Origin of the sequence: uncultured Rhodococcus sp. (assembly GCF_963525155.1) — a bacterium.
GTDB classification, from domain to species: Bacteria; Actinomycetota; Actinomycetes; order Mycobacteriales; family Mycobacteriaceae; genus Rhodococcus_F; species Rhodococcus_F qingshengii.
Genome location: NZ_CAURKP010000162.1, coordinates 1 through 11,549, shown reverse-complemented (window position 1 = coordinate 11,549; position 11,549 = coordinate 1). Strand labels below are relative to the sequence as shown.

Here is an 11,549-nt window from a genome sequence, read left to right as displayed (position 1 = left end):
CGCAGCACCGACATCACCGATGCCGCCTCGCTCGACAAGGGCTTCGCGGCCGAGGACGAGGCTCTTGCCGACCTCCTCCTGACGGACGAACTCCGCGCGGGTCTGTACGCCTTCGATCTGGTGAACAAGCGCGCCAAGCGTCCCGCCGGAGCACCCGACCGCTCGCTCGCTCGTAAGGTCAGCGGCGTCGGCATCGTCGGCGCCGGCCTCATGGCCAGCCAGCTCGCGCTGCTCTTCGTCCGCCAGCTCAAGGTGCCGGTCATCCTGACCGACATCGACCAGGAACGCATCGACAAGGGTGTCGGCTACGTCCACACCGAAATCGAGAAGCTCCAGGGCAAGGGGCGCCTGTCCCCCGACGCTGCGAACCGCCTCAAGGCGCTCGTCTCCGGTTCCCTCGACAAGGCCGCGTTCGCCAAGACCGACTTCGTCATCGAAGCCGTCTTCGAGAACATGGACGTCAAGAAGAAGGTCTTCGCGGAACTCGAGCAGTTCATTGCTCCCGAAACCATCCTCGCCACCAACACCTCTTCGCTCTCCATCACGGAAATGGCGTCCGGCCTCGAGCATCCAGAGCGTGTGGTCGGCTTCCACTTCTTCAACCCGGTGGCCGTTCTTCCCCTCCTCGAGATCATCAAGGGCAGCAAGACCGATGATGCCACTCTCGCAACGGCTTTCGCCACCGCGAAGTCGCTGAAGAAGTCCGCCGTCCTCTGCGGCGACAAGGCCGGCTTCGTCTTCAACCGCCTCGTCACCCGCACCTTGGGTGAGGTCATGTCCGCCGTCGACGAAGGCACCCCCTTCGACGTCGCAGACAATGCCATCGCCGAACTCGGCATGCCCATGTCGCCGTTCACCTTGCTGGCCCTCGTCGGACCCGCAGTGGCACTGCACACCGGTGAGACCCTGCAGGAGTCGTACCCGGACCGGTTCAAGAGCTCACCCGGACTCGAAGCACTCGTCGAGGCCCGCAAGCCCGGCGTGTGGACCTGGGGCGAGAACGGTCAGGCCGTCGACCCCGAGGTCGCCGCACTGTGGCCGCAGGGTGACAGGGTGTCCACTTCGGAAGAGGTCCTCGAGCGCACACGTCGTGCATTTGCCGAGGAAATTCAGATCATGCTCGACGAGGGCGTCGTAGCGGCAGCCGAGGACATCGACCTCTGCCTGCTGCTCGGCGGCGGATTCGGATTCTGGAACGGCGGCATCACGCCGTACCTGGACCGCACCGGCACCTCCGAGGCTGTCAACGGCAAGCGCTTCCTCGCGCCTGGTGTTGCCAGCGTCTGAGTCAGTCGATCGACCCGTCACGGACGGGGTGCCTTCGGGTACGCCGTCCGTGACGTTTGCGCAGGTTCAGAATAGGGTTCCCACATCGTCTTTCACGATGTTCTCGAGCGCACGCTCCGCGACGGCGGCGATGGTCATCGACGGATTGCACGCAGCGGAGTTTCCCGGCAGCAGAGCGCCGTCGAGCACGTACAACCCCCGCTGGCCCAGAACCCGCCCATCGAGATCGCACACCGAGTTCATGCAGGCACCGCCGAGGGGATGCCACGTGGACGGCAGTATCGCGTTCGTGTCGGTGAGTAGACCGCCTGCCGCGATCTGCTGGGCGGCCGGCCCGATGTGGCCTTGCTGGATCGCCGAATCCCCGTCCTTCGGCCAACGGAGCACCGCCTCACCACGCGCCGAGTCGTACACGAACCGACCTCGGTCGCGGCTCACACCGAATCCGACCATCACCGTGCTGTGAGCGTCGAACGCAACGGGCGAGAACGACGCCTGAATGACGGTGAACGCATTATGCGGGTCGTCCCAGTTCCGGCTGCCGTAGACGACCGGCCCGCCCTGCGTCGCACCGAAGTTCTCGGCGAGATCCGACCAGATGTAGATCCGATCGGCATTGGTCCCCCACCCTGCGCCGAGCTCGTCCGGCAGATCCGTGATCCGCCCCGTTGCCGCGGCGCGGACCAGGAGTTTGGTGGTGTTCATGCTGCCTGCAGCCATCACGAGCGCATCCGTCGTCAAGATCTTGTTCTCGAGAATCTTGCCGGAAATGTCGGTCCGGTCCACGTACACGCGCCACCGTCCGTCGGCGGCCCGCTCGACATCGGTGACCTGGTGCAGAGTCTCCACATTCACCAATCCGGTCGCTTCCGCAGCCGCAATGTAGGTGACATCCACCGAATGCTTGCCACCGTTGTTGACACCGAGCGCGCCGTCACCGTTGGTGTAAGACGGCTTCATCTCACCCCTCAATTCGGCCAACGCGAAGTTCCAGTCGATCGGCATCGGAATCTTCGACACGGGTAGACCGGAACGCGCTGCGTTACGCGCGAATACACGTGCCGCCTCGTAGTTCGGGCTGGAAATCAGTTCGTCTGGTGCAGTTTCCACTTGCAGCATCCGCGCCACCCGCGGGTAATGGACGCGGCCCATTCGTGCGTAATCGAGCTCCTCCGGAAAGTGCGTGTTGAAGACCGCTTCTTCCGGTTGCAGCGTCATCCCTTGGTACACAAGCGATCCGCCGCCCACACCGGCTGCGCAGATCGCGGTCATGTTCTCACCGGTCACCGTCTCCAACAAACCCGCGTATGGCTCGAAGATCGCCGGCCTGCCGAACAGAGTCGGGTTGGACTGATGCCAGAGGATGCGCTTGTCCGGGCTGGCGGGGTGCGGGAAAGTTTCGGCATTCGGCCCGGTCTGCCACCGAATCCCTCTCTCCAGCAAAGTGACCGGAACCCCCGCCTCGGCCAGGCGAAGTGCCGTCACCCCGCCGCCGAACCCCGATCCGATAACCACGACACGGTGCACTTCACGTGTCAGCGGAATCCCTGTTGCAGCCCTGGCAGTGCGTGGCGCCATCATCGCGACTCCCACGGCGGCCGTACCGGCCAAGAACGATCTACGTTTCACTCCGGACATGACTGGTGCTCCCTCGAAGAATGTCGCCAGAGAATTCCGGGCACGCCAAAACTAGACACTCTGACGCTCGAGTGTCAAGGTTTTGGCGGAGCAGGCAAGGAACTACGAGGTCGACCGGATTGCGGGCCCGAGCCACCTCGAGAGAAAGGCCCGCAAGGAGTCGTCGGAATGTACGAGGTCACTGTCGAATGCAACAACCGAAAGCCCCAGTCGCACGGCAATTTCCACTATCTCATCCAACTCCGCCTCCGTGGCGAGGCCACGTTCGACCATAGGGGTGAGCATCTGACCAGCGAAAGGTATTGCTCGACTCATCATTTCGAGATCGAAGACAGGGTTTCCCCGCTCGGCGAGGAGCAGAGTCGCGAGCACCGGGTGAGCACGCACGGCAGTTCGCGCGGCAACGATGAATTCGACGACGTAGTCACACGCCGTGTCGACCGACTCCACCTGTGCCGTGATCTCCCCGAGAACCTCGACAGCGAGACCGCCCATCGCCTGGGAGACGACCTCCTCACGTGTGCCGAAAATCGAGTACACCGTCTGGCGCGAGACACCGGCCGCGGTGGCAACTGCGGCAATGTTCACAGCCTCGAATCCGCCACCTTCGATCAGTCCGAGGGCGGCGCCGAGAATCTTCTGCTGTGATCGCACGAGGAAAGTATTGCCCACCGAAACGGTGCACTGAGAAACGCGGTCCAGATCCGACTCCCACCTGCATAAACGGCACAATCGGTTTCGTTTGGCTGCCGAAATTCAGTAGGTTAGGCTGCCCTTCATGAAAACTTCTATTCGGGGCTTCACTGCCCTCGGTGCGGCTGCAATCGCGGTCACCGCACTTGTCTCGTGCTCCTCGGATTCAGGCACATCCACGACATCCCAAGGTACGGACGGATTCCCCGTCAGCATCGAGAACACCTTCGGCACCACGACCATCGACTCGAAGCCCGAGCGCCTCGTCACCCTCGGATGGAACGCGCAGGACATCCTGTACGCACTCGATCTGACTCCGGTCGGACAGCCCAAGTACACCTACGGTGCGGACGACAACGGCGTCATGCCCTGGGCGCAGGACTACTTCGACGCGGACAAGACAACGCTCTTCGACATGCCGGCCAGCGGAGAACCGCCGATCGAGTCCATCGCGTCGTTGACCCCCGACGTCATCCTCGCGCCGTACGAGGGCTTCGAGGAATCCGTCTACAACCAACTGAGCAAGATCGCACCGACGGCCGCCTACCCCGGTGCGGCCTGGCAGACATCCTGGCAGGACCAGACCCGCATCGTCGGCAAGGCAGTCGGCAAGAGCGAAGAGGCCGACAAGCTCGTCGACGGCCTCGACGCGACTCTCGCCGATACCGCCACAGCCCACCCGGAGTTCGCCGGAAAGACATTGGCAGTAGTCAACTTCGACACCGATTCGAGCAACATCAACGTCTATCTGCCCACTGATCCGCGGGTCCAGGTGCTGACCGAACTCGGGTTCGTCAACGCACCGGGCGTCGAGAAGCTAGCCGCGGACAATGCAGGTGGATCGTTCTTCAAGACGATCTCCTACGAGAACATCGCCGACATCGACGCCGATGTGATCGTCGGCTTCACCGACGGCTCCGGTGATCCGTCCGGCATACCCGCAGTCGGTGGACTCGGCGCGGTCAAGCGTGGATCCACCGCATTCCTCAGCGACACCCGGGTCATCGGCGGACTGAGCAACGTCAACGTCCTGAGCACGCCGTGGGTCCTCGGCCAGATCACACCGACGTTGAGCGAAGCCGCAAAGCGCGCCTCCGCCTAGAAAAGATGCAGTGTCGGTCACGGTCTTTATGCTCACCTGCATGGCCGAACTTTCGATCTCCGTAACCAGGCACGTCAACGCACCGGCGGACACTGTGTGGCAGGTCCTGACGGACCTCGACAACGCTGCCGACACCCTCTCCGGCGTGATCCGTATCGAACGGCTCGCCGGAGAGGGATACGCCGTCGGCACCAAGTGGCGTGAAACTCGGAAGATGATGGGCAAGGAAGCAACCGAGGACATGTGGGTCACCGAGGTCGAGGCTCCCACCCGCACCGTCGTCAAAGCCAACTCCCACGGCATGAACTACACGAGTGGGTTCACGCTGAAGCCTGACGCCACAGGCACGATCCTCGAGATGTATTTCTCCGGTGAATCCGAATCCACTTCACGTATCTCGAAGATCTTCACAGCGGTATTCGGTCGGTTGGGCGCGCGGGTGACCCGGAAATTCATGGCGAAGGATCTCGAAGACATCGCAGCAAAAGCCGAGCGTCTCTCGGGCGAGTAAAGCGCCCTCACCTGCACTTACCATATTGTTTGCATAATAACTGCAATCAATACGACATCACTGTGTCCAGCTGATTCGCTGCGGGAATGGACTCAGCTGGGTAACGGCGCGTGAGTCCCCGCCAAATCTGCCCCGGTGGGCGTAGCGTGCAGAGTGCTCGCGGATGGATCGGCGCATCGGGGTGTCGACCGTAGGGCCTTTGAGGGGGCAGGAATGGCATTCAGCGGAACCGCCTCCGGCGGTGGATCCGGCGCTACTCGCGCCGACGTCGGACATGCAGTGCTCTTCGCCGGCGCCGCCGCGCTCGGCGGTTTTCTGTTCGGATACGACACCGCCGTCATCAACGGGGCGGTCGGTGCGATCCGAGACAAGTACGACATCGGCGCCTCGGGCACCGGGCTCACGGTCTCACTGACTCTGCTCGGCGCAGCACTCGGCGCCTGGATCGCAGGCACACTCGCAGATCGCCTCGGCCGCATCCGCGTCATGCAGATAGCCGCGGTGTTGTTCATAATCGGCGCCGTAGGCTCCGCAATTCCGTTCAGCGTCTACGACCTCACGTTCTGGCGCGTGGTCGGCGGCCTGGCAGTGGGTTTCGCGTCAGTCATCGCCCCGGCCTACATCGCGGAGATCTCCCCCGCCGCGATTCGCGGACGTCTCGGCTCGATGTACCAGCTGGCTATCGTTCTCGGAATCGCCGTGTCGCAGTTGGTCAACTACGCCCTCCAGGCCGCGGCCGGTGGTGATCGCAATCAGATAGCAGGCCTCGAAGCCTGGCAGTGGATGCTGATGCTCGAGGCGGTTCCAGCAGTCCTGTACCTGATCATGACAACCACGATTCCCGAGTCTCCACGGTTCCTCGTGGCGCAGGGCAAGGACGATCGTGCTCGCAAGATCATCTCCGATCTCGAAGGTGGAGATCACGACGCCGTCACCGAACGCATGAACGAGATCCGCGAATCTCTGACGGAGAAGCAAGCCAAGACCACAGTCCGCCAACTCTTCTCGAAGCGGCTCGGGGTCTCCCATCTGGTGTGGGTCGGCATCGCACTCGCCGCATTGCAGCAGTTGGTCGGTATCAACGTGATCTTCTACTACTCGAGCACCCTCTGGCAGGCGGTCGGATTCGGCGCAGACCGGTCCCTTCTGATCAGCGTCGTGAGCGCCTTGGTCAACATCGTCGGTACATTTGTCGCCATCGCCGTCATCGACCGGGTCGGTCGAAAGCCGCTGTTGTTGGTCGGTTCCGCCGGTATGGCCATCTCACTGGGCACCGCGGCGTTCTGTTTCCATTCGGCAACAGTGACCAAGAACGAGATCGGCGAATCTGTGGCCACGCTGACCGGAGCGAACGCGACTATCGCACTTATCGGTGCGAACGCATTCGTGTTCTTCTTCGCTCTGTCCTGGGGCCCGGTGGTCTGGGTGTTGATCTCCGAGATGTTCCCCAACCGCGTGCGTGCTGCAGCAGTAGGAATTGCGACCGCCACCAACTGGGTCGCGAACTTCCTGGTCTCCTGGACGTTCCCGGCACTGGCCGATTGGAATCTGTCGTACACCTATGCCGGCTACGCCGTCATGGCAGCGTTGTCACTGTTCGTCGTCCTGCGATTCGTGAAGGAAACGCGAGGCAGCACACTCGAATCCGTCCAGTAGCGAGATCTCACGGTTTCACACCGAAAAGCGGTGGCCCTCGGATTGTTGCGAGGGGCCCCGCGGTTGGGGCTTTTAGTGTGTCGAGTAGTCAGCCTTGCGCGACTTCGCCCTGAGCCGAAGCCGAGGACGCGTCTTCCTGGACGTGGACGCCGACGCTACCCATCCCCGCCACCCAGCCGGTGATCTTGCGGGAGAGGTCCTGAGCCGTGAGTCCGAGTTCCTTGTGGATGGCTTCGCGGCTGGCGTGATCGAGGAACTGCTGGGGAACGCCCATGTCGCGGCACGACGTGTGCACTCCGGCGGCACGCATCGCGGCCGAGACCGTCGAACCGATGCCGCCGTGCAGACCGCCGTCTTCGATGGTGACCACGAGGGCGTACTTGTCCGCCATCTTCACCAGCGAATCCGCGACCGGCAGAACCCACCGCGGATCGACGACGGCAACCGAGATGCCCTGCTTGTCGAGCCGCTCGGCAATCTCGAGTGCCAGGGATGCAAACGGGCCCACCGCGACGAGGAGCACGTCGCCGCGCTCACCCTCGCTGGACTTGAGAACGTCGACCATTCCGTCGAGTCGCTTCACGGCCGGAATCGCTTCGGGTACAGCGCCCTTCGGGAAACGAACGACGGTTGGGCCGTCGTCGACGAGGAGTGCCTCGTCCAGCTCTTCCCGCAGTGTGTCGGCGTCACGCGGTGCCGCGACACGGATCCCGGGGATGATTCCGAGCAGCGAAAGATCCCAGACCCCGTTATGGCTGGCACCGTCGACTCCGGTGACCCCGGCGCGGTCGAGCACGACTGTCACCGGTTGCTTGAGCAGAGCGACGTCCATCAACAACTGGTCGAAAGCCCGATTGAGGAAGGTCGAGTAGATAGCAACGACGGGGTGAAGTCCGCCCAGTGCAAGACCGGCGGCCGAGGTCATCGCATGCTGCTCGGCGATACCGACGTCGAAGATCCGATCGGGGAACTTCTCACCGAATGCTGCGAGGCCGGTGGGCCCGGCCATCGCCGCGGTGATGGCGACGATGTCCTCACGACGCGAAGCCTGCTCGATCAATGCGGCCGAGAAGACCGACGTCCAGTCCGGCGAGGACGACTTGGTGCCGCGACCTGTGACGGGATCGATGACGCCGGTGGCATGCATCTGGTCGGCCACGTCGTTCTCGGCGTGTGCGTAACCGTTGCCCTTACGAGTGACGGCATGCACGATGACCGGTCCGCCGTAGGCCTTCGCCCGGCGCAACGCCGATTCCATGGCGGCTTCGTCGTGACCGTCGACCGGTCCGAGATATTTGATACCGAGATCGGTGAACATGACCTGAGGGCTGACCGCGTCCTTGAGACCCGCCTTCATTCCGTGCAGGACGGAGTACGCGGTGCGCCCCACCCAGGGCAGTCTCTTGACCATGCGTCGGCCACTGTCGAGGGCGCGCTCGTAACTCGGTGCGGTTCGCAGTGCCGAAAGATGGTCGGCGAGTCCGCCGATGGTCGGCGCGTAGGAGCGGCCGTTGTCGTTGACGACGATCACCACCGAACGGTCCTTGCCTGCCGCGATGTTGTTGAGAGCTTCCCAACACATTCCGCCGGTCAGCGCACCGTCACCGACGACGGCAACTACGTGGCGATTCTGACCCGTCAACGCGAAGGCCTTCGCGAGGCCGTCGGCATAGGACAGCGCGGCGGAAGCGTGAGAGGACTCGACCCAGTCGTGTTCGCTCTCGGCGCGGCACGGATACCCGGACAGTCCGCCCTGCTTACGCAGAGTGTCGAACTGATCCTGACGACCGGTGAGGATCTTGTGTACATAGGCCTGATGGCCCGTGTCGAAGATGATCGCGTCCTGCGGCGAGTCGAAAATTCGGTGCAGTGCGAGGGTCAACTCCACGACGCCCAAGTTGGGCCCGAGGTGACCACCGGTCGCAGCGACCTTCAGCACGAGGAACTCACGAATCTCGTCGGCCAACTCCGTCATCTCGGCGTGGCTCAACTGACGTAGATCGTCAGGACCCTGAATGCGGGCAAGAACACCCAACGAGATCGCTCCCTCCGTGCTTCACAGCTGCACCGGTGCGCGCCGCGGCTGTCTTCGCGACAGTGCTGCCAGTCTACGGAGCGTTCCGGCGAACCGACACGCGGACTCGGCCCGAATCCGGTGTGACTTCGCGTAACAGCGAAATCCCGCGGATCGCTCGTGATCGCAATCACAGACAAATGGGATCCGTCGCGATCGACTCGGCAACTCTTCCTCCACAAAACGACCGCCATGTCAGCTTAAGGTCGACGTATGGGAACTGTGGTCGACGACCTGATAACGCGAGTGTTCGACGAAGTCCGATCACTCGACGAAGGCGAGTTGGCCGACTACATCCCCGAACTCGCGGCGGTCGCCCCCGATTCGTTCGGAATCTGCATCGCCACCGTAGACGGTTACGTCTACGAGATCGGTGACTCGCGAATCCCGTTCACCATTCAGTCGATCTCGAAGCCCTTCACCTACGCCTTGGCTCTCGCCGATCGAGGAAGCGAGGCGGTTGCCGCGAAAATCGACGTCGAACCATCCGGCGAGCCGTTCAACGAAATCAGCCTCGACCCGCTCACCGAACGGCCACGAAACCCCATGATCAATGCCGGGGCGATCACCGCTGCATCACTGGTTGCCGGACCGAATCCCGAGGCCCGCTTCGAGCGCATCCGCTCGGCGTACTCGCGATACGCAGGCCGCGAGCTGACCTTCAACGAAGCCGTCTACACCTCCGAGGCCCGCACCGGTCACCGCAACCGTGCGATCGGCCACATGCTGCGATCCTTCGACGTCATCACCGGCAATCCCGACGAGGCCGTCGACCTGTACTTCCGTCAGTGTTCGATCGACGTGACCTGCCGTGATCTGAGTCTGATGGCTGCGACGATGGCAAACAACGGCGTCAATCCGCTCACCCACGAGCGTGCGCTGGCACCCGCAGGCGTCGAACAGGTCCTCAGTGTCATGGCAACCTGCGGAATGTACGACGGCGCCGGCAAGTGGCTGGTGGAGGTCGGATTGCCGGCCAAGAGCGGCGTCGGCGGCGGAGTGCTGGCAGTTCTGCCGGGCCAGATCGGCATCGCCGTGTACTCCCCCAGGCTCGACGTTCACGGCAACAGTGTTCGCGGAGTTGCGTCTGCCCGGGCACTGTCGAAGGAACTCGAACTTCACTTCCTCCACGTGACGCGGGCGTCACGTTCGTCGATCCGGGCCAGATACAGCGTCGTCGAAGCGCCGTCGCGAGTACGACGCACCCCGACCGAACAAGCTGTGCTCGACGACGTCGGCAAGCGCAGCCGGGTCTACGAACTGCACGGCGATCTCCTCTTCACCGGTGCCGAATCGGCGGTCCGCGAAATCGGCTCGGTGGACGAGGGCCTCGAAGTTGTCGTCATCGACGTCCGACGCGTCGACGACGCCAGCGACGTCGCGGTGCGCATGATCACTGCACTGCAGGTTCAGCTGGCCGACCAAGCCTGCGCTGTGGCCGTCGTCGATCCGCAAGGACTGCTGGGACAACGAAGTTCGAGCATCGACCCCGCCAGAAGAAGTGGTCGGGTTTTTGCGGATCTCGATTCCGCCATGCAGTGGTGCGAAGACACGCTGCTTGCGGTGCATTGTGAGGCCGATCGGCAGGCGTCGACGATCTCGATCGAGAACCACCCAGTTCTCGATGCTCTGTCCGCGGCGCAGATCGAGGGATTCTCCGCAGAACTGGAGACGCGAACCTATGCCCGCGGCGAGAAGATCGCCCGCCGAGGCGAAGCGGCCTCGGGGTTCTATCTGATTCTCAGCGGCCAGGTCAGCACCATGTTCACCGATGCTCATGGGGTCGAGCACCGCATCACGACGCTCTCGGCCGGAATGACGTTCGGCGAGATGACGATGTTCCTCGACACTCCGTTTCTCAACGACATCCGCGCCGATTCCACGGTCACCGTCGCCGTCCTGACTCCGGAACGATATGCAGAACTGACCGCACAGGCACCCGAGTTGAAACTTGCGCTTCTCGAACGACTGGCGGCGGGCGCCTACGAGCAATTGGACCTGATGTTGCGGAGTGTCATATCCGCCGGACGAATCGGATAGGAAGTACACATGCCGACCACCGCCTTCACCTCGGAGCCGTCCACTGTCACGGTGACCGGAACCGCCACTGCAACAGCTGTTCCCGACATCGTGCGATTGACGATCGGAGTATCGGTGACACAGACGGCCGTTTCCGACGCATTCGACGCCGTCGCGCGTCTGTCCACTGCGCTGACCGAGACCCTGCACGCGCGCGGTGGGCGCGGAGCGGACCTCACCACCGCCGGGCTGAGCGTCCATCCGCAGACTCACTGGAGCGACGGAGGCCGCCAGGAGACAACAGGATTCACCGCATCGACAACTTTCCGAGTCGTACTGCGAGAGCTGGAGCCGGAAGCGGCGAACTCCCCCGCCGCCGTCATCGCGGCGTGTGTATCGGTGGGTGGCGACGCGATTCGGCTCGACGGACTGGAGTTCGATCTCGACGACCGCAGCGATCTGGCGACAAGAGCACGCGAATTGGCCTGGACGGCAGCCGAATCGAAGGCCAGACAGTTCGCAGACCTGGCAGACAAAGCTCTGGTCGAAGTCCTCGAGGTGCTCGAGGA

The 11,549-nt window shown here is 63.1% G+C and carries 9 protein-coding genes; 6 read left to right on the top strand and 3 right to left on the bottom strand.

Features of this window, described 5'->3' with window-relative positions; genetic code table 11:
• A partial coding sequence (locus RWT78_RS23645) for a 3-hydroxyacyl-CoA dehydrogenase family protein (RefSeq protein WP_314681352.1) occupies positions 1-1,287 on the top strand: 1,287 nt, incomplete at its 5' end.
• 66 nt (positions 1,288-1,353) lie between these two features.
• On the opposite strand, the gene RWT78_RS23640 is transcribed toward RWT78_RS23645, so the two are convergent.
• Together RWT78_RS23640 and RWT78_RS23635 are read right to left on the bottom strand one after the other, a co-directional pair.
• The gene (locus tag RWT78_RS23640) at positions 1,354-2,925 is read right to left on the bottom strand and encodes a GMC oxidoreductase (protein WP_314681349.1); all 1,572 of its coding nucleotides are present in this window, start codon (positions 2,923-2,925) and stop codon (positions 1,354-1,356) included.
• Positions 2,926-3,027: 102 nt separating this feature from the next.
• Positions 3,028-3,579 (bottom strand): TetR/AcrR family transcriptional regulator, encoded by a 552-nt coding sequence (locus RWT78_RS23635; protein WP_003942617.1) that lies wholly within the window; start codon positions 3,577-3,579, stop codon positions 3,028-3,030.
• 124 nt (positions 3,580-3,703) lie between these two features.
• Between RWT78_RS23635 and RWT78_RS23630 the strand changes: the two genes are divergently transcribed.
• From RWT78_RS23630 to RWT78_RS23620, 3 genes are all read left to right on the top strand, one after another.
• On the top strand, positions 3,704-4,720 hold the full coding sequence (locus RWT78_RS23630; protein WP_314681345.1) for an iron-siderophore ABC transporter substrate-binding protein: 1,017 nt from the start codon (positions 3,704-3,706) through the stop codon (positions 4,718-4,720).
• Positions 4,721-4,760: 40 nt separating this feature from the next.
• Positions 4,761-5,231, top strand: coding sequence for an SRPBCC family protein (locus RWT78_RS23625; RefSeq protein WP_037130336.1), 471 nt, complete (start codon positions 4,761-4,763; stop codon positions 5,229-5,231).
• Between the two features lie 213 nt (positions 5,232-5,444).
• A complete protein-coding gene (locus RWT78_RS23620) occupies positions 5,445-6,887 on the top strand; it encodes a sugar porter family MFS transporter (RefSeq protein ID WP_003942633.1) in 1,443 nt (480 codons plus the stop codon).
• Positions 6,888-6,975: 88 nt separating this feature from the next.
• Here the strand turns inward: RWT78_RS23620 and dxs are convergent, their stop codons facing one another.
• On the bottom strand, positions 6,976-8,922 hold the full coding sequence (dxs, locus tag RWT78_RS23615) for a 1-deoxy-D-xylulose-5-phosphate synthase (protein WP_314681340.1): 1,947 nt from the start codon (positions 8,920-8,922) through the stop codon (positions 6,976-6,978).
• A 252-nt stretch (positions 8,923-9,174) separates the two neighbouring features.
• Between dxs and glsA the strand changes: the two genes are divergently transcribed.
• Entirely contained in the window at positions 9,175-11,001 is a 1,827-nt protein-coding gene (gene glsA, locus RWT78_RS23610; protein ID WP_314681337.1) for a glutaminase A, read from the top strand.
• A 9-nt stretch (positions 11,002-11,010) separates the two neighbouring features.
• Positions 11,011-11,549, top strand: a 539-nt coding sequence (locus tag RWT78_RS23605) for an SIMPL domain-containing protein (RefSeq protein WP_314681333.1), incomplete at its 3' end; no start/stop codon positions are given.